Source organism: Rhodococcus sp. 06-1474-1B (genome assembly GCF_002258885.1).
GTDB classification, from domain to species: Bacteria; Actinomycetota; Actinomycetes; order Mycobacteriales; family Mycobacteriaceae; genus Rhodococcoides; species Rhodococcoides fascians.
The window spans coordinates 100,691-122,937 of sequence record NZ_NOYR01000008.1 but is presented as its reverse complement, the minus strand read 5'-3'; the positions used below and the strand labels follow the sequence as shown (position 1 = coordinate 122,937).

General features: G+C 64.2%; 20 protein-coding genes and 1 pseudogene. 7 read left to right on the top strand and 14 right to left on the bottom strand.

Features of this window, described 5'->3' with window-relative positions:
• Window positions 1-8: 8 nt before the first annotated feature.
• From CH266_RS02080 to CH266_RS02070, 3 genes are read left to right on the top strand one after another with little or no spacing between them, the layout of a single operon-like run.
• Window positions 9-1,571, top strand: coding sequence for a class I adenylate-forming enzyme family protein (locus CH266_RS02080; protein ID WP_094714561.1), 1,563 nt, complete (start codon window positions 9-11; stop codon window positions 1,569-1,571).
• Complete coding sequence (locus tag CH266_RS02075) at window positions 1,568-2,194, top strand: TetR/AcrR family transcriptional regulator (RefSeq protein ID WP_094714560.1); 627 nt, start codon at window positions 1,568-1,570, stop codon at window positions 2,192-2,194. The genes CH266_RS02080 and CH266_RS02075 overlap by 4 nt, the downstream gene beginning before the upstream one ends.
• Window positions 2,184-3,317: a serine hydrolase domain-containing protein gene (locus tag CH266_RS02070; protein WP_094714559.1), complete on the top strand. Its 1,134-nt coding sequence runs from the start codon at window positions 2,184-2,186 to the stop codon at window positions 3,315-3,317. The genes CH266_RS02075 and CH266_RS02070 overlap by 11 nt, the downstream gene beginning before the upstream one ends.
• 3 nt (window positions 3,318-3,320) lie before the next feature.
• On the opposite strand, the gene CH266_RS02065 is transcribed toward CH266_RS02070, so the two are convergent.
• The 5 genes from CH266_RS02065 to CH266_RS02045 are packed head-to-tail and all read right to left on the bottom strand — an operon-like array spanning window position 3,321 to window position 8,288.
• Entirely contained in the window at window positions 3,321-4,199 is an 879-nt protein-coding gene (locus tag CH266_RS02065) for an NAD(P)-dependent oxidoreductase (RefSeq protein WP_094714652.1), read from the bottom strand.
• 49 nt (window positions 4,200-4,248) lie between these two features.
• Window positions 4,249-5,322, bottom strand: coding sequence for a 2,3-butanediol dehydrogenase (locus CH266_RS02060; protein ID WP_032384831.1), 1,074 nt, complete (start codon window positions 5,320-5,322; stop codon window positions 4,249-4,251).
• 49 nt (window positions 5,323-5,371) lie between these two features.
• The gene (locus CH266_RS02055) at window positions 5,372-6,145 is read right to left on the bottom strand and encodes an SDR family NAD(P)-dependent oxidoreductase (protein ID WP_094714558.1); all 774 of its coding nucleotides are present in this window, start codon (window positions 6,143-6,145) and stop codon (window positions 5,372-5,374) included.
• Window positions 6,142-7,227 carry an SDR family oxidoreductase gene (locus CH266_RS02050; RefSeq protein ID WP_094714557.1) on the bottom strand — a complete coding sequence of 362 codons (1,086 nt, stop codon included), beginning with the start codon at window positions 7,225-7,227 and terminating at the stop codon, window positions 6,142-6,144. The genes CH266_RS02055 and CH266_RS02050 overlap by 4 nt, the downstream gene beginning before the upstream one ends.
• Window positions 7,224-8,288 (bottom strand): zinc-dependent alcohol dehydrogenase, encoded by a 1,065-nt coding sequence (locus tag CH266_RS02045; RefSeq protein ID WP_094714556.1) that lies wholly within the window; start codon window positions 8,286-8,288, stop codon window positions 7,224-7,226. The genes CH266_RS02050 and CH266_RS02045 overlap by 4 nt, the downstream gene beginning before the upstream one ends.
• A 228-nt stretch (window positions 8,289-8,516) precedes the next feature.
• Between CH266_RS02045 and CH266_RS02040 the strand changes: the two genes are divergently transcribed.
• The gene (locus CH266_RS02040; RefSeq protein WP_094714651.1) at window positions 8,517-9,239 is read left to right on the top strand and encodes a helix-turn-helix domain-containing protein; all 723 of its coding nucleotides are present in this window, start codon (window positions 8,517-8,519) and stop codon (window positions 9,237-9,239) included.
• Window positions 9,240-9,246: 7 nt separating this feature from the next.
• On the opposite strand, the gene CH266_RS02035 is transcribed toward CH266_RS02040, so the two are convergent.
• From CH266_RS02035 to CH266_RS02015, 5 genes are all read right to left on the bottom strand, one after another.
• Entirely contained in the window at window positions 9,247-10,017 is a 771-nt protein-coding gene (locus CH266_RS02035) for an SDR family NAD(P)-dependent oxidoreductase (protein WP_094714555.1), read from the bottom strand.
• Between the two features lie 34 nt (window positions 10,018-10,051).
• Window positions 10,052-11,026, bottom strand: coding sequence for a zinc-dependent alcohol dehydrogenase (locus CH266_RS02030; protein ID WP_094714554.1), 975 nt, complete (start codon window positions 11,024-11,026; stop codon window positions 10,052-10,054).
• Between the two features lie 36 nt (window positions 11,027-11,062).
• Entirely contained in the window at window positions 11,063-13,573 is a 2,511-nt protein-coding gene (locus CH266_RS02025) for an ATP-binding cassette domain-containing protein (protein WP_094714650.1), read from the bottom strand.
• 41 nt (window positions 13,574-13,614) lie between these two features.
• Window positions 13,615-14,700, bottom strand: coding sequence for an ABC transporter substrate-binding protein (locus CH266_RS02020; protein WP_032383751.1), 1,086 nt, complete (start codon window positions 14,698-14,700; stop codon window positions 13,615-13,617).
• Between the two features lie 67 nt (window positions 14,701-14,767).
• Complete coding sequence (locus CH266_RS02015; protein WP_032383752.1) at window positions 14,768-15,853, bottom strand: ABC transporter permease; 1,086 nt, start codon at window positions 15,851-15,853, stop codon at window positions 14,768-14,770.
• A gap of 382 nt (window positions 15,854-16,235) precedes the next feature.
• Between CH266_RS02015 and CH266_RS02010 the strand changes: the two genes are divergently transcribed.
• Genes CH266_RS02010 through CH266_RS02000 form a run of 3 tightly spaced genes read left to right on the top strand, consistent with a single transcriptional unit; the run spans window position 16,236 to window position 18,644 of the window.
• On the top strand, window positions 16,236-16,637 hold the full coding sequence (locus CH266_RS02010) for a nuclear transport factor 2 family protein (protein ID WP_094714553.1): 402 nt from the start codon (window positions 16,236-16,238) through the stop codon (window positions 16,635-16,637).
• 35 nt (window positions 16,638-16,672) lie between these two features.
• Window positions 16,673-17,743, top strand: coding sequence for a maleylacetate reductase (locus CH266_RS02005; protein ID WP_094714649.1), 1,071 nt, complete (start codon window positions 16,673-16,675; stop codon window positions 17,741-17,743).
• 1 nt (window position 17,744) lies between these two features.
• The gene (locus CH266_RS02000; protein WP_094714552.1) at window positions 17,745-18,644 is read left to right on the top strand and encodes an intradiol ring-cleavage dioxygenase; all 900 of its coding nucleotides are present in this window, start codon (window positions 17,745-17,747) and stop codon (window positions 18,642-18,644) included.
• A gap of 36 nt (window positions 18,645-18,680) precedes the next feature.
• Here the strand turns inward: CH266_RS02000 and CH266_RS25725 are convergent, their stop codons facing one another.
• The 4 genes and pseudogenes from CH266_RS25725 to CH266_RS01985 all read right to left on the bottom strand — a co-directional run bounded on the left by CH266_RS25725 (window position 18,681) and on the right by CH266_RS01985 (window position 22,220).
• On the bottom strand, window positions 18,681-19,487 hold the full coding sequence (locus CH266_RS25725; RefSeq protein ID WP_255175820.1) for an ATP-binding protein: 807 nt from the start codon (window positions 19,485-19,487) through the stop codon (window positions 18,681-18,683).
• Window positions 19,488-19,553: 66 nt separating this feature from the next.
• Window positions 19,554-19,925, bottom strand: a pseudogene (locus CH266_RS25720) (AAA family ATPase); the annotation flags it as partial.
• 116 nt (window positions 19,926-20,041) lie between these two features.
• Entirely contained in the window at window positions 20,042-21,145 is a 1,104-nt protein-coding gene (locus CH266_RS01990; RefSeq protein ID WP_176456981.1) for an LLM class flavin-dependent oxidoreductase, read from the bottom strand.
• Window positions 21,146-21,173: 28 nt separating this feature from the next.
• A complete protein-coding gene (locus tag CH266_RS01985; protein WP_094694247.1) occupies window positions 21,174-22,220 on the bottom strand; it encodes an ABC transporter substrate-binding protein in 1,047 nt (348 codons plus the stop codon).
• Window positions 22,221-22,247 lie beyond the last annotated feature (27 nt).

The window sequence follows — 22,247 nt, the reverse complement described above, 5'->3', positions numbered from 1 at the left end:
AGTCCGCCGTGCCCGGTACTGCCATCCACCACCGCTCCCCCATCGGCCGCGCCACCATCGGCGATCAACTGCGTCGCCATGCGCGGACGCAGCCGAACAAGGTCGCCTTCATCAGCTATGCGGCGGACGGCACCCGGCAGGTCACCACTTACGGCGAACTGGATTCTCGCGCAAATCAATTCGCCAACCTGCTGGTCGATCTCGGGGTGACAGCAGGTGACCGCGTCGCATCGATGGCTCGTAACAGCGTCGATGTGGTGGTGGCGTATTACGGAACACTCAAGGCCGGTGCGGCCTTCACCGGCATCAACGTGATGTATCGCGCCGCCGAGGTGAAGCATCAACTCGAACACGCGGAACCGACTGTGGTGGTGGCCGATCCGGCCTACGCCGAGATCATCGCCTCGGTGAAGCCCGACACCACCACCCTGGTGACCTTCGGTACCGAATACGCCGCACTGACGGCGAACACGCCGTCCACCGAGCCGGACGTCGAGATGGACGAGAACGACGTCGCGATGGTCATCTACACCTCGGGAACCGAAGCGGCCCCCAAGGGCGTCATGATTCCGCACCGCAACTTCCTGATCTCCACTGCGCCCGCGTGGAGCTGGGGTCTGCGCACCGGACCGGAGGACACCTGGCTGTTCGTCATGCCCTTCCACACCATCGCCGGGCTCGGCTCGATGACCACCCTCACGCTGATGGGCGCGACCCTGGTGCTGCCCGCAACGGTCGATCCTGCTCAGTCGCTGCGCATCATCGCCGCCGAGAAGATCTCCGTCATCGCGCAGACGCCGACGTTCTACCTGGCCCTGGCCCGTGACGAGCAGTTCGGCCCGGAGGCCGTGAGCCAGGTACGGCGCTGCCTCACCTACGGTGGTCAGGTGTCACCGCACACGATCAGCGCCTGGGCCGCCGCCGCACCCGATGCGATCTGGGGCACCTACTGGGGACAGTCGGAACTCTCGCAGCTGGGCTCGGTCGGCTGGTTCTCCACCCTCGACGACATCCCCGACGGCGACGCGTCGTGGATCGGAAAGCCCGTCACCCACCTCGAGATCAAAGTGGTGGACCCCGCGGGCAACGAGAGCGAGATCGGTGAATTGCTCTGCCGCACTCCGTCGGTGATGCTCGGCTATTTCAAGGACCCCGAGCGCACCGCCGAGGTGTTCCGCGACGACTGGGTGCACACCGGCGACATGGTCCGGATCGACGCCGACGGCAACCTGTTCTTCTACGATCGGATGAAGGACATGATCAAGTCGGGAGGGATGAACGTGTCGTCGCAGGAAGTGGAACGCACCATCCACACGCACCCGGACGTGCTGCGCGCCGCTGTCGTCGGCGTGCCCGACCCGTATTGGTCCGAGGCCGTGACCGCCTTCGTCATCGCCCGCGATGGAGTCACCGCCGACCCGGCCGCGATCATCGAATACTGCCGCACCGAGTTGGCGTCGTACAAGGCCCCGAAATCGGTCCACATCGTGGCCGAACTTCCCGTCGACCCGCAGGGCAAGATCCTCAAGCGTGAACTGCGACTGCTGGCGGCGGTCGAGGAAACCGTATGACGCAGCCATCCGAGGTCACCGCTCTCCCCCGTCAGGTTCGGACCCGACAACGACGAGAGGACATCGTGGCCAATGCCGCGAATATCTTTGCGCGTGAGGGTTACTCGAATGTCGGGATGCGCGATATCGCCGACGCCGTCGGCATCAAGGGTGCCAGTCTCTACCACCACTTCCCGTCCAAGGAAGACATCCTGTTCGCGATCTGTCTGACGGTGACGCAGGAACCGGCCGAGGAGAACCTGCCGCTGCTCGACGCGGCCGGAACCCCCACCGAGCGCATGTCGTCTCTGGTGCGCGCGCACCTGGTGCATCTCAATCGCCGACGGGTGGAGTACATCGTGGGCCTGCACGAGCTGGCCTCGCTCACCCCCGAGCACCGCACTGTTGTCGAGGACTATCGCCGTCAGTACCAACGACGCGTCCGCGACGTGATCACCGCGGGTATGCGGAGCGGCGAATTCACCGTCCCGGATGCGCGATTGGCATCCTTTGCGTTGACCGACATGCTCAATGGCATCAGCAACTGGTTCCACGACGGCGGCGAGCTGAGCATCGACGACGTTGCTGACAACTACGTCGAACTGGCCGTTCACCGCGTTCTGGGGGCATCACATGGCAATTGACGGTCACTGCGACTCGGCCTTCACTGCGGTGCGCGAGAAGTTGGCGGCCAACTTCGATAGCGGGGAAGAACTCGGCGCGTCCATCGTGATCGACATCGACGGCCACACGGCCGTCGACCTGTGGGGCGGCTACCGCGACACCGAGCGCAGCCTTCCGTGGGAGTCGGACACGATCACCAACGTGTGGTCGACGACAAAGATGGTGACGTGCTTGGCCGCGTTGATGCTCATCGACCGTGGGGTGCTCGATCCGGATGCGCCGGTCGCGACGTACTGGCCCGAGTTCGCCGCCGAAGGCAAGCAGGACATCGCAGTTCGGCATCTGATGTCGCACACCTCCGGCGTCTCGGGATGGGACAGGCCTTTCAGCGAAGAGGACCTCTACGGTTGGGAACTCTCTACTTCACGCCTGGCTGCGCAGGCTCCGTGGTGGGAATCGCGCACGACATCGGGATATCACGCGGCCAGCCAAGGCCACCTGATCGGGGAAGTCGTCCGCCGCGTCACCGGAAAATCATTGCGGCAGTTCGTGGCCGAGGAGATTGCCGGCCCGCTCGGTGCCGACTTCCAGATCGGTGCCGCCGAGGCCGACTGGGATCGAATCGCCGATGTCGTTCCGCCGCCGCCACCCACCGACGATGCTGTGCCCGATCCGACGATGGTGCGTCGCAAAACCTTTCTCGGACCGTTGGTGCAGGCCTCGTCCGCGAACACCGCGGCGTGGCGTGCCGCGGACATGGGCGCGCTGAACGGACACGGCAACGCACGATCCGTCGCGAGAATCCTGTCGATCATCTCCCGAGGCGGAACCGTGGACGGCGTACGACTACTGAGCCCGGAGACCATCGACACGATCTTCGAGGAGCAGTCCAACGGGGTCGATCTGGCGCTGGGCATTCCGTTGCGTTTCGGCCTGGGCTTTGCTCTGCCGCAACAGGAATCGATGCCCTACATCCCCGACGGCAAGATCTGCTTCTGGGGTGGCTGGGGCGGATCACTGACCGTTCTGCACCCGGAATCGAAACTGACCATCTCGTACGTGATGAACCGCATGGGGCCGGGCATCATCGGTTCGGAGCGAGCGGAGCAATACGTGAGGGCGGTGTACGAGGCGATGGTCTGACGGTCAGCGCTCGGACGACTGCAAGAATTCGAGCACCGCAGCCATGTCCTTGGCCCCGAGTCCTGAGTCCAGCGCCCGGTCCAGGACGTTCCCGACGGTGGTGGCCTGCGGTAGCTCGAGAGCATGGTCGCGGGCCAACGCGAGTCCGAGGCCGACGTCCTTGTGCAAGAGCGACAACGGAAATGCCACGCCCGCTGCGGCCGGATCGAGAAAGTGTTCCTTCTTGTAGCCGACGTACGGCGCAGCTACCGCGCTCGAGCCCAACACCTCGTACAGGGCGGCCGGTGACAAGCCAGCCGACTCACCGAGAATCAGTGCTTCGGCAACGGCCTGGTTCAATGCAGCGAGAACCGAATTGACGGCAAGCTTGGCCACCGAAGCAGTACCGGCCGCACCGGTGTGGAACTGAGCGCGCGTCACTGCCTCCAGTACCGGCTTCAGGTAGGTGAACTGTTTGTCGTCGCACCCGACCATGGTCGTGATCTGCCCGGTCTCGGCCAGGCTCACACTGCCCGATACCGGGGCGTCGACAACCGCGGTGCCCGATCCTGCTGCGCGCTCGGCGAACTCGCGCACGGCGGTCGGTCCTACCGTTCCCATCACCACATGAAGGTGTTCCGCCGCACCGGCTGTCGCGATTCCGTGCTCACCGAACAGCACCTCCTCGGTCGCTGCCGCGTCGGGCAACATGCTGAATGAAATCTCGGCTCGCGCCAGATCGGCGGGCGTCGTGGTGATCGTCATTCCCAGATCGACCAGTTCAGCCGGCGCGGTATCGGGCGTCAGGTACAGGTCGTAGGCGGTGACCGTGTGGCCCGCCTCGAGGAAGCGGCGCACCATGTGGGTACCCATGCGGCCGACTCCGGCGAATCCGATGTGCATTGTCTCTCCTAGCGTGGGGCGGGCCATAAAGTGTGCTCTTCGGTGTCGATCAGGACGTCGGTGCGTCGCCGACTCGCACCAGAAGCTTCTGCGCGTCACCGTTCGGATCCAGCAGCCGCTCGAATCCGTCGGCGACGATGTTCTCGACGTCGATGATCTCGCTGACCACTTTCTCCACCGGGTAGCGTCCGGAGGCGACCAGCGCGATGATGCGCGGCCAGTCGTATACCGGGTAGCACCAGGTGCCCACCAGAGTCAGGTCCTTGTTGGACATGGCCATGGGATCGATTGTCGCGGGCTTGACGTGCAGACCGACCTGCGCGACGGTTCCTCCGGAGCGGACGCTGTCGAGTGCGGCCGTCAATCCGTGCTGGTGACCCGAGCATTCCGCTGCGGCGTCGACTCCGATACCGCCGGTGAGGGCGCGAACGGCGGCGGGCACGTCCTGCACCGTCGGATCCAGTACCTCTGCGATACCGAATGCCTCGATCAGCGCGCGGCGCTTGGCATTCGGCTCCGAGACGATGATCTTTGCCGCGCCCGACGCATGCGCATACAGAGCGGACAGGGCACCGATCGGTCCCGCACCGGTGATGAGAATGGTGTCCCCGGCGCGCAACCCGGTGCAGTCGACGCCGTAGGCGGCCACCGCTGCCGGCTCGATCAGCGCGCCCTGGACATCACTGACGCTGTCCGGTAGCACCGACACCTGTTGTTCCTGCACCGCAACCAGTTCGGAGATTCCGCCGCCGCCCCAGCTCAGACCGGTGCAGGCCATGATCACACACAGATGGTTCAGTCCGCGTCGGCAGTAGTAGCACTTACCGCAGGTGACGAGCGGCATCACCGACACGCGATCGCCCACCGCGACCGACTCGACGTCGGAGCCGATCTCGACTACGCGCGCCGAGAATTCGTGTCCGAACACCTGCGGCGCTTTCGCACCGGTGAGTGCGTGGGGTTCGGTCGGAATGACGATCGGACCGAAGGCGTACTCGTGCAGGTCCGTTCCGCAGATGCCGCAGAAGAACGGTCGAAGCAGAACCTCGCCCGGGCCCACCTTCGGGGCCGGAACGTCTTCTACCCGTACATCGTGTCGGTCGTGAAATACCGCAGCGCGCATAGCTTTCTCCTGAAGTCGAAAAATCTGTGTGAAGGGGCGAGGTCCTGCGTCAGACCGCGGTGATTCCGCCGTCGATGGTGACCGCGGAACCGGTCTGATAGCCGACGTCCTCGCGCAGCAGGAAGACCACCAGCTCGGCGATCTCCTCGGGAGATCCGTACCGCCGAAGCGGTGTGCCTTCGATGAACCGGTCGCGCTCGAAGTTCGGATCGTGCGGGTTGACCAGACTTTCGGACCTCGACATCAACGGAGTGTCGACCGGTCCGGGGCAGATGCAGTTCACCCGAATGCCGTGGGCCGCGGATTCGGCTGCAGCACTGCGCGTCAGCCCCAGAACGGCGTGCTTGGTCACCACGTAGTCGGAGCGATCAGGAGCGCCCTTGAGGCTGAGAATCGAACCGGTGTTGACCACCGCTCCACCCCCGGACCGCTGCAGCAGCGGGAGCACGTTCTTCAGTCCGAAGAACATTCCGTTGAGGTTGACGTCCACCACCGATCGCCATTCGCTCTCGGTGGTATCGACGATGGACTTGTGCACTCCCTCGACCCCGGCGTTGTTGAAGAACAGTCGCGGTTCGCCGATCAGCGAGGTCGCGGCGTCCGCATACGCCTTCACCTGATCGTGAACGGACACATCGGCGGCGAACGGATGGATCTCGCCCTCCGACTCCGCAGCCGTGCGCTCTGCGGCCGCCATGTTCATGTCGACGGCGAGCACTCGGGCACCCAACGACGCCAGCCGATGCGCCACTGCCCGGCCGATGCCGCTGCCGGCGCCGGTGACGATCGCACCCTTGTTCGTGAACTGAGACTGTTCGTTCATCGCTGACTCCTTGGGAGGATTCCGGCCGCGCGGTAACTCTCGGTCTTGTCCGTGAAACTCTCGAACGTGGATCGGAACCCGAGGAAACCGGCCTTGCGGCTCTTCGTCATATCGGTCAGGCATTCGATGTCGCGGCCCAGGTCGCCGTCCGTATGCCACCAGGACGCCAGACGATCGACATCTGCTTCGACCAGATCGTGCTTCGCCGCGATCTCGGCCCACACCTTCGGGGCATCACCCATTCGTTCGGCGAGCGGCTTGGGGGCATCGGCGAAACCGACAGGTTCGACGCCGAACGCCTCCGCGATCTGTGGCCACATCCAGCGCCATCGGAACACGTCACCGTTCGCGATGTTGAAGGCTTCGTTCTCACCCTCGACATGTGTTGCCGCCCAGATCATCTGCTCGGCGAGAAGGTCCGCATCGGTGATGTCGGTCAAGCCGTTCCACTGGGTATCCGACCCGGGGAACACGAACGGCGCACCGGTCTCGCGGCAGATCTCGGCGTACACGCCCAGAGTGAGCGCCATGTTCATCGCGTTCCCCACCGCGTAACCGAAGACGGTGTGCGCTCGGTGCACACTCCAGGTGAACCCCTGCTCTTCTGACGCCGCGAACAGTTCGTCCTCTTGGGTGTAGTAGAAGTTCGGGTTCGGCAGCCTGGGTTCGCTCTCGTGGAACGGAGTTTCGGCCATGACACCGGTCGCGTAATCGTCGAACGGGCCGAGATAGTGCTTCAGGCCGGTCATCAGCGCGACGTGACGCAGCGCGGACTTGCCCTTCATTGCACCGAGGACGTTGCGGATGATGCTGCCGTTGACCTCGATGTTCTCGGCCTCCGAGTCCTGCTTCATCCAGGCCGTGATGAACACGATCTCCGGGTCGACGCCGTCGAGTGCTGCAGCCAACGACTCCGGATCGAGCAGATTCGCCGAGACCGGCACCACGCCCTCGACCGGATTGGTCGTGCCGCGGGCCAGACCGTAGGTGGTCCATCCTGCGTCGACGAGCTGACGCGAGATCGTCTGGCCGGCAATCCCGGTGGCGCCGATGACGAGCGCCGCCTTGCTGGGCGCGCTCATCGGAGCGCCGGATCGATGAGGACCTTGCCTTCGACCTTGCCGGTCGAGAGCCGCTCCAGCGCCGCGGGCAGATCTGCCAGCCCCACAGGCGCCTCGGCCAGCTCCTGGCCGAGCGGTCCGGTGTTCAGAATGTCCAGTGCGGCAGGTAGATCGGTGTCGCATACGTGGGCCAAGGTGGTCTCGAGAGTGATCTCTCGGAAAACGAGCGAATGCACGTCCAGCTCCGGTTTCTCTTTGGGAATTCCTACTGCGAGTACGCGGCCGCCATCGGCCACCATGGTCAACGCCGAGACCAATTGGCCGGGCGCTCCACTTGCTTCGATGACGACGTCCGGCTTCTTTCCGCCCAGTGCCTCGATGATCTGCGCGCCGAGGTCCTCGGACGGAGTCAGTGTGCGATGCGCTCCGAGGCGCGTCGCACGATCGAGCCGCTTCCCCGGGAAGTCGACGACGGTGACATCGACATCCACCAGGTGCTTCAGGCCGGCGAGGACGAACGAACCGATGGCACCGGCACCGATGACGACGACGTTGTCACCGTCACGGGCACCCGAGCGCCGCGCAGCGTGAATGCCGACGGCCAATGGCTGAGCGAGTCCGGCATAGTCGACGGACAGTCCTTCGGGCAACGCTCGCAGCGTCTTCGACGGGACGCTCACGTACTCCGCCATGCCGCCGTCGACGTTGAGTCCGAGGGTCTTGTAGGTCGCGCACTGGTTGGTGCGGCCTTCTTTGCATCGTCGGCATGTGCCACACCAGATTCCGGCCCCGGTAGCCACCAGATCTCCGATCTTGTTCTCGGAGTCGGGGTTTGCTTCGACCACCTCGCCGACGAATTCGTGGCCGAGGATCAACGGGCCCTGATGTCCACTGTTGGGGTGCCGCCGCAGCACCGGGAAGGTCTTGGGTCCGGCCACCCATTCCGAGGCGTCGGTGCCGCAGATACCCGAGCGCAGAACACGGACGAGCGCTTCACCCGACGCGCGTCGCGGAACCGGAACCTCCTCGACGCGGATGTCGCGCGCGCCGTAGTACACGGCCGCTTGCATGGTGTCGGGCACAATTCCTCCTGGACGAATTTCGAATGTGATGCACGCTACTTCTTGAGTGTAGAGTAACACTGCACATGTTCAGTGCCAAGCGGTTACGGCACGAAAACCTTTGCGAGAACGTGGAACAGCGGAATGACCGAGCAATGAGACAATCGATGCACTACGGTCCGTCCAGTGGGTGCGTACACCCGGCATCAGGGGGCGACGTTGATTGCAGAGGTGGGAGGCGACGGAAGAATGACCGAAGAGAGCGTCGAGGTCGAATCGGCCGAGACAGCCGTTCAGATGAACGCGCAGATGGGCTTGCGACTGCGCGGAGCGCGCGAGAAGGCGAACATGTCGTTGCGGGAGATGGCACGTCGAGTTCATCTGTCCCCCAGCTTCATCTCTCAGGTCGAGCTCGGACGGACGGCACCCTCGGTGGGCACGCTGTACGCCATGGTCACCGAGTTGGGTCTTTCGCTCGACTCTCTGATGGCCGAGGACGTAGCACCGCATGACCTCGAATCCCCGCGGCCTACACCGTCGACTCGGCCGAAGCTCGCGGACCGAACCGAGGTAGCCCACGCGAACGGCACTGCGCGAGCGTCCTCGGTTCAGCCGCTCCCGGAGGTGGGAGCGCTTCCCGGCCTGCAGCGGGCCGACGAACGACCCGAGTTGTATCTCGGGGGTGTGCGTTGGGAACGCCTGACGCCGGACGACGACCCGGACGTGGAGTTCCTCCGCGTCACCTACCCGGCTGGAACCGAATCCTGCCCCGCAGACAATCTGATGAACCACGGAGGCAAGGAGTACATCCACATCCTGTCCGGACGATTGGAGATTCAGGTGGCCTTCGCCCGGCAGGTGCTCGGCCCGGGTGACAGTCTCCATTTCGACTCGTCCATTCCGCATCGACTGAGCAATCCGCACGACGAGACCTGTGTCGCAATCTGGTTCGTGGTCGGTCGGCAGAAATGATGCGGTCTCACACCGCCGTGTAACCGCCGTCGACCACCAGCGCGGCACCGTGCACGAAGCGGGCCTCGTCACTGGCCAGGAACAGCACGGCGTTGGCGACGTCCTCCGGCTCACCGACGTGACCGATCGGATGCTTGGGTTCCATGATGTCGAGGTAGCCGCGCAGCCCGCCTTCGCTGCGTTCGGCCAGTTCACGCACGAACGGAGTCAGGATGGTGCCCGGGTGGACGGAGTTCACCCTGATGCCGTCGCGTCCGTACGTCACCGCGTCCTTCTTCGTCATGATCGTGACCGCGCCTTTGGCGGCGTGATACGGGGCCATCTCGTGCGATCCGACGAGTCCGTAGATCGACGAGATGTTGACGATGCTGCCGCCGCCGTTGGCCCGTAGGTGCCCGATCGCGTGCTTGGTGCAGAAGAAGACGCCCTTCACATCCACCGCGAAGACTGCATCCCATTCCGCTTCGGTGACCTCGTGGGTGGGCTTGTCGACACCCGAGATACCTGCGTTGTTGACGAGGATGTCGAGCTTCCCGAACTCCGCGGACACCTGCTCGAACACCGAGGACACCTCGGCTTCGTCACTGACATCCAATCGCCAGAACGCCGCCCGGCCGCCCTGTTCCTCGATCAGTCGGACGGTCTCCACTCCGTCCTTCTCGGAGACGTCGGTGACGGCGACAGCGGCTCCTTGCGCAGCGAACAGCGTTGCCATGGCACGGCCCATCCCCTTGCCGGATCCGGTGACGATGGCGACTTTGTCGGTCAGACGAGACATGAAAGGTCCTCGGTGTCGTATGGGTTTCGGGATTTCAGAGAGTTGCGTCGAAGGTGATGTGCACCTTGATGTTCTCGGCCGGCTTCTGTGCCTCGTCGAGAGCGGTCACGGCGTCGTCGGCCGCGATTTCACGGGTCACCAGTCCACCGAGATCGAGCCCGCTCCTGGCGATGAAACGCAGCGTCGCCGGCCACACGCCCGGCGAGCCGATCGCGCCACGGATGTCGAGTTCCTTGGATTGGATGAGCCCCAGTTTCGCCGGTGCCGATCGTCCGACGTCGATACCGATGTACACCACCCGGGCGCGATGTCCGGCGAGTTCGAGTGCACTGGCCATCACCTCGGGACGGCCCGTTGCCTCGACGACGACATCGGCACCTCGGCCGTTGCTCACCTTGCCGAGCAGCTCGTCCACCTCGTCCGGAGTGACCGCGTGTGCAGCACCGAGTTTCAGCGCCGCCTGCCGGCGGCCCTCGGAAGGTTCGACCACGATGGTCGTCGCCCCGAGCGCGGCGCCACCGGCAACCACCCCGAGCCCGATCGGTCCGGCTCCGAGCACGACGAGTACGTCGCTCGCGTTGACGTTTCCGGCGCGCATCAACCCGTAGTAACCGCAGCTGAACGGTTCGACGAGTGCGCCGCTGGTGAACGAGACCTCGTCGGGAAGCTTGTGCAGCCAGGCGGGTTTGACGACGAAGAACTCCGCCGCTGCGCCGCTGATGGAGAACCCGAAATGGTCCTCGCCGATGACGCATTCTCCGACGACACGGTCGCCCACCTGGAAGCCGTCGACGTCGGCACCCACCTTCGCCACCTCACCGGACCACTCGTGGCCGGGGATGATCGGGTACTCGAACGGGATGATGTAGCGGCCCTCGAGCAGTTCGATATCGGAATGGCAGACGCCGACCGACCGTGCGGCGATCAGAACCTCGTCTGCCGCTATCGCCGGGATATCGAGGTCGGCAACCTCGGCCTTGTTCTCTGCGACGAATCTGAGTGCTTTCACTGCTGTCTCCTCTGTGTGACGTGCTTGTGCGGACGGTCAGTGCGTGCGGGCCGAATTGCGCTGCTGCAGAGCGATGTACAGGACGGCGGCCACGATGACGATGGCGCCCTGCAGCCAGTACTGCCAGGCCGTATCGAGGCGCAGGAAGTTGGCCAGGGCCAGAATCACCTGCAGCAGAAGCGCTCCGAGCAGTACTGCGATCGGCGAACCGCTACCGCCGCGCAGCAGCGTTCCGGCCACGACGACCGCGGTGATGGCCGACAAGGTGAAACCGATCCCCTGGTTCGGGTCACCGACGCCGACCTGACCGACCAGCATGATGCCGCCCAGCATCGTCATCAACGAGCAGCCGATGTAGGCCGCGGTGACGGTGAGGCCGGTGCGGACGCCCATCTTTTCGGCGATGACGCTGTCCGATCCCGAAGCGCGAAGCGCTATTCCGGGCCGAGCGAAGCGCAGAACGGCACCGAGCGCGACGGCTGCGAGTACCGCGACCACGAAGGCCACGGGAACCGGGCCGACGCTGTAATTGATGACATCGAGAATGGCGAAGTCGACGTATCCGTCGATCTCGGGTCGGAGCAGCAGCGAGATTCCCTGAATACCGATGTAGGTCACCAGTGTCGCTGCCACAGCAGTGAAGCCCAGGCCGCGGATCAATCCGCCGTTGATTGCGCCGACGATGATCGCGGCGGCGACGGCCACCGCAACACCGGCCACCAGACTCCCCACCGACGCCCCGTCGAACCAGAAGAACGACATGATCACCAGCACCAGCCCGGTGAGAGGACCCACCGACAGATCGATGCCGCCGGTCATCACCACCAGCATCTGACCGAGCGCGATGAAACCGAGCGCCGTGGTGGTGAGCAGTACCGATACGAGGTTGGCTTCACCGAGGAATCGTGCGTTCTGCGTCGTGGCGATCAGGGACAGCAGCACGATGGCGCCGAGCAATGTGTACGCAGGCAATGATCGAGCGATTTTGCTCGGAGGCTTGTCCACCGCCCCGACTCCCGTTGCCGCCGCAGCACTTCGGTGTCCGGTGGCCGACACCATGGCCTGCATCATGTTGTGCTCGGTCACCGCGTCACCACTGAGGGACTCGACGACGGCACCGCGGGAGACGACCAGAACCCGGTCGCACAATCCCTCGAGTTCGACGGCGTCGGAGGACAGCACGACAATCGCCATACCGTCGTCCGCGGCCGCTCGTAGCTGCGAATAGATCTCGGCGCGGGCCCCGGCGTCGACGCCCTGCGTCGGCTCCTCGGCCAGAATGAGCGTGGGCTCGGACAGCAACGCTCGGGCCAGGACCACCTTCTGCTGGTTGCCTCCGGAGAGGTTCCCCACCGAGGTCTCGACGCTCGGTGCCTTGACGGTCAGGGCCTTGGCCATCGCCGTCGTGAGTCGACTTTCGCGGCTCTTGTCGATGATGCCGTTGGACACGAATCGCCCGAACGCGCCGAGGGCGGAATTCTCCCGGATCGAGAATTCCGGCAATACGCCTTCTCCTGCGCGATCGGCAGGCATGAACGCGATTCCGGCTCGGTGTGCGTCGGCGGACGACTTCAGCGTCAATCGATCACCGCCCAGCCGGACGGTTCCGGTGGATTCGGAGAGACCGGCCAGGGCACGGAGCAACGCGACCTGGCCGTTGCCCGCGACACCGGCGAGACCGACGATCTCGCCCGCACCGACCGTGAACGACATGTCCTCGAAATCGGAGCTCGACAGATTCTCGACGACGAGGCCTTCCGCACTCGGGCCGCTGCCCTTCGGCGGGAACACGGCCTCGACGTCGCGGCCTGCGATGAGCGTGATGATCTCGTCGTCGGTGAGGGACTGTGGATCGTAGGAGCCGCGCACCCGGCCGTCGCGAAGAATGGTCATCGTGTCCGCCAGTTCCCGGACCTCGGGAATGCGGTGGGTGATGTAGACGACCGCTACCCCGGCTGCAGCAAACCGACGAACCTGCTCGAAGAGCAGATCCACCTTGTCCTGCACCAACGGTGCCGTCGGCTCGTCGAGAATGAGCACCTTGGTGTCGATCGCGAGTGCCTTGGCGATCTCGATCAGTTGACGCTCGGCAATGGGGAGGTCGGCGCACCTGGTGTCCGGGTGGACCGTGCACCCCACCACCGCCAGCTTCTCGGTGACCCACGGCCCCATCTCGAACACCGAGGGGCGCAGATGGCGAGGAATGGCCAGAACGAGATTCTCGGCGACCGTCAGGTCCGGCAACAACGCGGGAGTCTGATGGACGATGGAGATGCCGAGTTCGAGAGCGTCGGCGGGTGTCAAGCCGGTCCGCTCGTCGCCCGCGACGACCACCGACCCCGACGTCGGACTCAGCGTTCCGGAGATGATCGACATCAGCGTCGACTTGCCCGCGCCGTTCTCACCCAGCAGCGCGTGCACCTGCCCCGGCCTGATGTCGATGTCGACACCGGCCAGTGCGGTCACCGGGCCGAACGTCATGCCGATTCCGCGGACCTGAAGGTACGGCTCGGCGAGAGTGACTGTGGACGTGGATCTCTCGTTCATCGAAGCTCCTGACAGCACTGGCTGCGGTGTGATCGGACGTGTCATTGCAGTACCTCTCCGATGCGCTGCGGATCGAGCGTGCTCGACAGGAGCGCGTCCTCGGGCAGATTCGGCTCACAGATCGGTGCGCTCGGTGCACCACTGATCGAGTCCTCGAAGGCAACCGGCACATCGACTTTCGACTCGGGTGCTACGCCTCCGGTGGCCTCGGCCACGACATGCTGGACGGCCAACCGGACCATGTAGGTCTGCGAGGTGACCGTGAACAGCTCGAACCCCGGATTGGCGTCCTTCAATTGCTCGTACTGGCAGGACAATCCGTTGGAATCCGCCGACGCGATCAGCGGAAGCGGCCGGCCGGCCTGCTGAAATGCCGTCATGATGCTGGTCGCGGCGAAGTCCGTCATGACCGCATCGATCTGCGGGAAGCGCGACAGCATCGTCGAGGTGGCCTGCTGGGTTTCCGCGGGCGTCCAGTTGGTGACGGTGAACGGCTGGTCGCCGATCAACTTGATACCCGGATGATCGGCCAGGACTGCCTGCATGCCTTCGTATTCCGCGAGATCCTGAGAGTTCGCGGGCGGTCCGCCGAGGAACAGAACGTTGCCCTCACCGTTGGGCAGCGACTTCACCAGCCACTCGGCATACAGGCGGCCGATCGCGCCGAAGTCCGCGGCCACGAAGGTGGTGTACTCCGACCCCTCGGAGCCACCGGGAGAAATTCGGTACGGAACGACGGCGACGCCGGCCTTGTACTCGTAGCGCAGGGCCGGAAGGACGGCCTTGCCCGAGTCGGGGAACACGAGCATTCCGTCGACGCCCTGAGCGCCGAGGCTCTTGATGTCGGCGATCGCCTTCTGCGTGTCACCCTGGGCATCGGTGGTGATGAAGTCCGTGACGGACGAGCACTTGGCGAGTTCGTCCTGCAGTTCGGCGAAGTTGGTTCGCTTCCAACTGTTTCCACCGCTGCCGTCAGCGAATCCGATGACGGCAGAGTTGGGGCCGCACCAGTCCGGCCGCGGCTCGCTGCTGGACACGGTCTCGAAGCCGCCCACCGAGCAGCCCGCGATCAGGGCGGCGACAGGCAACAGCGTCATCATCCGCAGGGTGTAGGTCTTGAGCTTCATCGATGGTGTCCTCGAGTCAAGGGAGAAGAACGAATGTCGTAGCGGGGCAAGTCCCGTGTGCCGGCGGTCATGACACCTCGACCGGCTTCCTGGGTTCCTCGACGGCAGCCGTGCGACGGGTGCGTCCGGGCCGGAAACCGCTGTGGAAGGCCACACCGAGGCCGAGCGCGAGAGCCTGGATGAGGATCTGCCAGCCGTACGCGAGTCCCAGAGTCGACGCCAAACGGTCGACCTGGGTGAAGAAGACTGCGGCGATCAACGAGGCGAGCACACTGCCCTTACCGCCGAGCAGCGATGTGCCACCGAGAACCACTGCGGCCACCGACGGCAGAAGGTAGGTGTTGCCCTCGCTGATTCCAGGAGTGTTGACGATGCCGGTCAACAACACGCCGGCGACGGCGTAGAGCACGGCGGCCACGGAATACGCGCTCAACGTGTAGCGCAGCGGTGCGATGCCTGCCGCCACGGCCACCCGCGGATTGGCACCGACGGCCTCGAAGATGCGTCCGGTCGGGGTGAGGCGTACGACGACCCCGACGATGATCGTCAGGACGACCGCGACGACGACGGTCACCGGGACTCCGAACACCGTCGATCCGATGACATCGGACAGTCCGGTCGGGGTACGACGTGCGGCGCCCTCGGAGACCGCCCAGGTCGCGCCGATGAGCAGTGCATTCATACCCAGAGTCGCGACGATCGGAGCAACATTCAATCGCGCGACGACGAAGCCCGAGACCGCTCCGGCCACTGCGGAGATGAGCAGTGCTGCGATCACGGCCATGACGATGGCACCGGTCGTACCGCTACTGGCGAGCTTGGTGACCACGACGACCGACAGTGAGAACACGCCCGGTACCGAAAGATCGATACCGCCCTGTTGCACGACCAGGGTCTGTCCGATCGCGACGACCGCGAGGATCGCCGCGAACGGCAACATCGCCGATATCGCGCCACTGCTGACGCTCTGCGGCGCGAGCAGGGCGCTGATCAGGAACAGAACTACGGTGGCAATTCCGATGGCGACAGCGCCTCGAGCTCGTCCGCTCAGAGCCGTCCCCACTACGCCTGCCGACGATCGTTCGCTTCCTGGAGTGGGCTCGACGCCCGTCGAGGGAGCCGGTCCTCCAACCGATTGACCATGTGATGTCACGAGAGTTCTCCGTTGATCGGGCGATGAGGGTGGTGGAGCCGGCGGCAGGTTCTGCAGCGAAAAAGTCAGCTGTGCGCGTCGCACGCGGCACATCGCGTCAGAATGTCCACCACTGCTGCATGAATGTCCTGTCCTGATTGAACTGTGCAGTGGGTCACTTTGTCAAGCAGCTCATGCGCTACGCCACTTTCAGGGGTGATAAGGGGTCTCTCAACTGCGGATACTGAAACTCGAACCATGCCCGCAAGTGGCCGCCGAGGCCATGCGAACGCTGATCGGGCGAAGTAGAGAGTGTTCTGTGACAGTTGACACTTGCCATTCAGCTCCCTACCGTCATCACTTACCGGCACACCTGCGGCCGCTCGACTTTCCAGGAGAATCCATGACACAGGCACAGGAACTCGATATCGACGCCATCAAGGCCACGATCTCCGAGCTCGAGAACAAGCGCTACGCGGCAATCGTCGACGGCAATCTCGACGCCTTCGTGAGCTGCTGCCACCCGAACCTCGTGTACACCCACTCCGACGGCAGCCGCGACACGATCGACTCGTACCTGAACAAGGTCACCTCGGGCTTCTACGTCTACCACCGCATCGATCACCCCACCGACGACATTCTCGTCTCGGGCGACACCGCAGTCGTCGTCGGCGAAATGAACGCGAGCATCACCGCCAACGGCAAAGAAAAAGAGCTGGTGAACAACTCGATTGCGGTGTGGGTCAAGGAGAACGACCAGTGGCTGCTGCTCGCCTACCAGCCAACTCCGCGCCCCGCGCACTGACGCGCACTCGACTCACCGACACACCGGAGGCACGGATGCTCGAATTCGAGCACGACACACTCGCACAACGCGTTCTGTTCGGAGCAGGTAAGGCCGCATCCAACCTCGCTGCCGAGGTCGGTCGACTCGGCGCGACGTCGGTCATGGTGATTGCAGGCCCCGCCGAAACCGAGCTGGCAACATCGGTGTGCAGCGAGATCGAGCCTCGCCTGATGTACTCCGAAGTGGTACAGCATGTTCCGATCGAGACAGCGGAGAAAGCACGCGCTGCAGCCCGCGAACACGAGGTGGATCTGCTCGTCTCCGTCGGCGGCGGTTCGACCACCGGTCTGGCGAAAGCCGTCGCCCTGACCAGTGGCATCCCCATCGTCGCCATTCCCACCACGTACGCGGGCTCGGAGGCCACGAATGTGTGGGGACTGACCGAGGCGTCGCGCAAGACCACCGGCGTCGACGCGCGAGTGCTCCCGACCACCGTGATCTACGACGTGCTCTCGCTGCTGACCCTTCCGGTGGAATTGAGTGTGGCGTCAGGACTCAACGCCCTGGCGCATTCCGTCGACTCGATGTGGGCTCCTCGGGCGGATCCGATCAATTCGACTCTCGCAGTAGAGGCCATCACTGCGCTGTCCAGCGGGCTTCGAGACATCAAGCGAAATTCCACCAGCCAATCCGGCCATGAGCAAACCCTTTACGGCGCTTACCTTTCCGCGGTCGCCTTCGCGTCCGCGGGGTCCGGATTGCATCACAAGATCTGCCATGTTCTCGGTGGCACGTACAACATGCCGCATGCCCAGACGCACGCAATCGTGCTGCCACACGTACTCGAGTACAACGCTCCGTACGCGCCCGCGGCCGAGCAGCGCATCGCGGCTGCTTTCGGGACCTCCACTGCGGTGGAGGGACTGTGGTCGCTCCGCACCGAACTCGAGGCACCGACCGCGCTGCGCGACTACGGTCTCGAGGAGTCCGATCTCGAGGAGGCCGTTGCGCTCGTTCTCGAAGCAGCTCCCGCCTCCAATCCGCGGCCCGTCACTGCTGAATCGCTCATGGTTTTGCTCCGTAATGCTTGGGCAGGAACGACTTCCGAGAACGAGGACCGCTGACATGGGTATCGGCAACCGCACCGACGTCTCCTCCGAGCAGAGCGGCCGAGAGCGTGCGCTGACCGACAAGGTCGTCGCCAGCTTCGCCGACACCCCCGATCCGCGACTGCGAGAACTCCTCACCGGGTTGACCGAGCATCTGCATGCGTTCATCCGAGAGGTGAGACTGACCGAGGACGAGTGGACCAAGGCCATCGAGTTCCTCACCGAGGTCGGTCACATCACCGATGACCGGCGTCAGGAATTCATCCTGCTGTCCGATGTCTTCGGTGCCTCGATGCAGACGGTGACCGTCAACAACGAAGCGATCGCAGGCGAGACGGAGTCGACGGTGTTCGGTCCGTTCTTCGTCGACGACGCCCCCGCCATCGAATCGGGCGGAGACATCTCCCAGGGCGCACCCGGCCAGGCATGTTGGGTCGAGGGGACGGTCACCGATATTGCAGGTGAACCCGTCGCGAATGCCCGGATCGAGGTGTGGGAGGCCGACGACGACGGCTTCTACGACGTCCAGTACTCCGACGGACGGGTCGCCGCTCGCGGTCACCTGTTCTCCGACGACGACGGGAAGTTCGCGTTCTGGGGCCTCACTCCGACCCCGTACCCGATTCCGTTCGACGGCCCCGTCGGACGGATGCTCGACGCCGCCGGACGCTCACCGATGCGCGCATCGCACCTGCACTTCATGGTCACCGCCGAGGGTAAACGGACACTGATCACCCACATCTTCGTGCGCGGCGACGAACTGCTCGATCGCGATTCGGTGTTCGGCGTCAAGGATTCGCTCATCAAGGACTTCGTGGAACAGCCTGCGGGCACCCCCACCCCCGACGGCCGAGAACTGGGCGAAAACACGTGGTCGAGGGTCGAATTCGATATCGTCCTCGCGCCGGAGCAGTAAAGGCCACGCCGACCCGGGGTAGCGATCGCGGCCCAGCTATGGCGCGAGCAAAGCCAACGGAATCACCGCGATACCGTCCTGCCGGCGGTAAGAGTGAGGACCTGTCGTCACTACGATCGCGTCCCTCATTCGACTGCCCACTGCGCTCCGAAGCCACTTCAGATGTCGGACATCGTGGTCCGTGATATCGGGCGAGACTTTCACCTCGATGCCGATGAACGATCCATCGCCTTGCTCGACGATCAGATCCACTTCGGCAGTCCTGCCACGGAAATGAAACAGCCTCGCCTCGTTCGCTTGCGCGTACACCTCGAGGCTTTGCGTTACGAACGACTCGAAAAGGTGCCCCAATCTGACGCCCGCCGAGCCGCCAGGCGTCAACAGGGACTCAGCTGTCACGCCGAGCAATCGAGCGCACAGGGCTGGGTCCACTAGATGGTGCTTAGGTGCCTTGGCCAGCTTCCCCAACGAATTATCCTGCGGCAACCATGCTTCTACGTCATGCAGCATGCGCAGGCGACTGAGCACATCGCGATAGTTGATCGATGTTTGACGGGTTGGCTTGTGGGTCGCACCCGGCGTTGCCGCATCCCTGATCGACTCCCAGGATGCTGTGGTCGATGTGGCTGCGGCGTATGCAGTCATCCAGGCACGAAGGGATTCCGGACGTCGAACCACGTGGCCTTGCTCCGGAAAGTCGTGTTCGATGATCGCGTGCAGGTAGCCGTCCAAAGCTGCGCGATTCGCGCGACCGGCGAGACGACGGATGCCAGGGAAGCCGGAAACCAGCACTTCTTCGATGTAATCGCCGAGCACGGTCTCGGTCGAACCCGAAATAGTCACCTGCCGGGGAGACAGCAAGTCCTTCAGGGATACAGCCGAATCCGACGGCCGACGTTCGGCGAAGCTCAGAGGCCACATTCGTACACGGACAATTCGGCCTGCACCGGAGTGGACGACAGCGTCGGAAGGCGGCGCGCTTCCCGTCAGCAGAAATTGCCCACCCGACGCATCGTTGTCCACGGCTCTGCGAACCAGATCCCATGACGGCGGGAATCGTTGCCATTCATCGATAAGCATGGGGCGCGCCGATCTCGCGAGCAGATCTGGGTCCGCAGAAATCAGCTGCCGATCCACCGCGTTGTCGAGTTCGAGAACCGACTTCGCACGGCGGGTGGCGGTAGCGGTCTTGCCTACGCCCTTCGCACCGTCGAGGTTGATCGCGGCTAGGTGAGGGAGGAGGTCGTCGAGCTCCTCGTCCACGATTCGCGGGACGTACATGGCACTGGACACGCAGCTATCATACAGATTTACCCTCGTCTATCATCCATTTTTCACACCATCTACTGGACAAATTTCCCAGTTGCGCAGACCCGGCGGGTTCGATCCCACGTGCTCTAGCGCGCGGGAACCGTGATTCCTCGTGCGTCGAGGATGGGGCGTACTCCCTCGGCGAAGTGGTACGCCTCCTCGAGGTGTGGGTAGCCCGACAGGATGAACTCGTCGAATCCGGCGTCGTGATACTCGCCGATCAGGTTGGCGACCTCCTCGTGTGAACCAACCAGCGCGGTGCCGGCACCGCCTCGAACGAGACCGACTCCGGCCCACAGGTTCGGGTAGATCTCGAGCGAATCCTTGCTGCCCCCGTGCAATGCGGCCATCCGACGCTGTCCCTCGGACTGCGAGGACGAGTGCAGCGCGTGTGCCGCAGACACCTGCTCCTCGGGAAGCTCGTCGAGCAGCTTTTGTGCGACGGCCCAGGCCTCTTCGGAGGTGTCGCGGCTGATGGTGTGCAGGCGAATGCCATAGGTGAGCTTGCGGCCCTCGTCGTCCGCGAGCGCCTGCACTTTCTCGATCTTGGCGCGGGCGTCGGCCGGAGGCTCACCCCACGTCAGGTACGTCTGGACGTGCTTGGCCGCAACAGCGAGTGCGGGATCGGACGAACCGCCGAACCAGAACTCGGGCAACGGGTCCGGTGCTTCGGACACGCGTGCATCGGCAACCTTGAAGAATTCGCCTTCGTGATCGACCGACGTCTCGGTCCAGATTCGGTGCACGAGTCCGAGAAATTCGTCGGTGCGGGCGTAGCGCCGATCGTGGTCGATCCAGTCCCCGAAACGACGCTGTTCGACGTCGTCGCCGCCGGTGACGATGTTGAACAGCACCCGACCTTCCGAGAACCGCTGCAGCGTCGCTGCCTGTTGCGCCGCCAACGTGGGCGGCGTGAGGCCGGGACGGAAGGCGACAAGGAACTTCAACCGTCGGGTGCTCTGCAATAGCGCGGCCGTAGTCAACCAGGCGTCCTCGCACCACGTTCCGGTCGGAGTCAACACTCCCTCGTAGCCGAGGCGGTCCGCGGCCTGAGCCACCTCCGTGAGGTACCGCAGCGACGGACGACGGAACCCGGCAGGTTCGACGATGTTGGCCGACGCGTGAGATGCGCCGACGATGGAGCGGCCGTCGCCTGCGGTGGGGAGGAACCAGAAGATGCGTGCGGTCACGAGTGAACTCCTACTACGTGGTGGGTGATCAGTTGGTGGGGGCGGTCGCGTCGGCGATGGCGGCGTTGTAACGCGTGTCGACGAAGTCCGCGAACGTGTTGCCGCCAGGGATGCTTCCGCTCTCGACGAACGCATCGAACAGTGCTTGCTCGGACTCGATCACAGTGTCGTCCAGAGCAATTGCGGGTCGCTGACTTCGTCCCTGTGCCAATTCACCCGCGGCCGGGTCGATGCCGACGGCCGTGGAGTACGCCGCCGCCCACTCTGCGGGGTGTGCGTCCGCCCATGCGGACGCCTTGGCCAGGCGAACTACGAAGTCCTGCAGGGCGGTGTTCTTCGCGGGATCGTCGAGCGCCTGCTGCGACGCGATGCCGAAGCCGTAACCGTTGGCCACGCCCTCCGCGGTGGTCAGCGTCTTCGAGCCGTTCTGCACCTGCGCGATGGCGGTGAACGGATCCCAGATCGCCCAAGCGTCGACCTCGCCGGAAGTGAATGCCGTCAGCGCATCGGCAGGCTGAAGGAACACGAGCTGAACGTCGTCGGTGGTCAAGCCGGCCTTCTGCAACTGCAGCAGCACGTGGCCGTGCGCGGAACTTCCCTTGCCCACTGCGATCTTCTTGCCGCGCAGGTCGGCGAACGACCCGAGAGTCGAATCCGGCGGCACGAGAATCTGATCGCCACTCGCGTCGTTGGTGTAGGCGGAGACGACCTTGATGCGTGCATTGGCTGCAACCCCGAAGACGGGGGGCGTGTTGCCGGTGACCGCGAAGTCGATCTGGCCGGCCGTTGCCGCCTCCACCTGAGGCGGGCCGGAAGTGAAGGTGGAGAACGCAACATCGTAGGGAGCGGAGTCCAGCTCACCCGATGCGCGCAGTAGGGCTTCGGTGCCACCCTTCTGGTCGCCGACATCGAGGGTGACTGTGGCCAGTTGGTCGTTCGAGACCAGTTCCGGGGCTTGGGTGTTGGTGGTATCGCTACCACGCGAGACGCAACCGGTGAGTCCGACGACCGTCAAGGACAGGGCAGTGAGCACACCGAGTGCGCGCAGAGATCGAGGACGAGCATGTGACGACATGTGTGAAAGATCCTTGTCAGGTGCCGA

What these genes read in the sequence shown, in the direction of transcription:
- CH266_RS02075 (WP_094714560.1), top strand. Translation starts at nt 1,568, where the DNA reads ATGACGCAGCCATCCGAGGTCACCGCTCTCCCCCGTCAGGTTCGGACC.
- CH266_RS02070 (WP_094714559.1), top strand. Translation starts at nt 2,184, where the DNA reads ATGGCAATTGACGGTCACTGCGACTCGGCCTTCACTGCGGTGCGCGAG.
- CH266_RS02065 (WP_094714652.1), bottom strand. Translation starts at nt 4,199, where the DNA reads ATGCACATCGGATTCGCCGGAGTCGGCCGCATGGGTACCCACATGGTG.
- CH266_RS02060 (WP_032384831.1), bottom strand. Translation starts at nt 5,322, where the DNA reads ATGCGCGCTGCGGTATTTCACGACCGACACGATGTACGGGTAGAAGAC.
- CH266_RS02055 (WP_094714558.1), bottom strand. Translation starts at nt 6,145, where the DNA reads ATGAACGAACAGTCTCAGTTCACGAACAAGGGTGCGATCGTCACCGGC.
- CH266_RS02050 (WP_094714557.1), bottom strand. Translation starts at nt 7,227, where the DNA reads ATGAGCGCGCCCAGCAAGGCGGCGCTCGTCATCGGCGCCACCGGGATT.
- CH266_RS02040 (WP_094714651.1), top strand. Translation starts at nt 8,517, where the DNA reads ATGACCGAAGAGAGCGTCGAGGTCGAATCGGCCGAGACAGCCGTTCAG.
- CH266_RS02035 (WP_094714555.1), bottom strand. Translation starts at nt 10,017, where the DNA reads ATGTCTCGTCTGACCGACAAAGTCGCCATCGTCACCGGATCCGGCAAG.
- CH266_RS02025 (WP_094714650.1), bottom strand. Translation starts at nt 13,573, where the DNA reads ATGAACGAGAGATCCACGTCCACAGTCACTCTCGCCGAGCCGTACCTT.
- CH266_RS02020 (WP_032383751.1), bottom strand. Translation starts at nt 14,700, where the DNA reads ATGAAGCTCAAGACCTACACCCTGCGGATGATGACGCTGTTGCCTGTC.
- CH266_RS02010 (WP_094714553.1), top strand. Translation starts at nt 16,236, where the DNA reads ATGACACAGGCACAGGAACTCGATATCGACGCCATCAAGGCCACGATC.
- CH266_RS02005 (WP_094714649.1), top strand. Translation starts at nt 16,673, where the DNA reads ATGCTCGAATTCGAGCACGACACACTCGCACAACGCGTTCTGTTCGGA.
- CH266_RS02000 (WP_094714552.1), top strand. Translation starts at nt 17,745, where the DNA reads ATGGGTATCGGCAACCGCACCGACGTCTCCTCCGAGCAGAGCGGCCGA.
- CH266_RS01985 (WP_094694247.1), bottom strand. Translation starts at nt 22,220, where the DNA reads ATGTCGTCACATGCTCGTCCTCGATCTCTGCGCGCACTCGGTGTGCTC.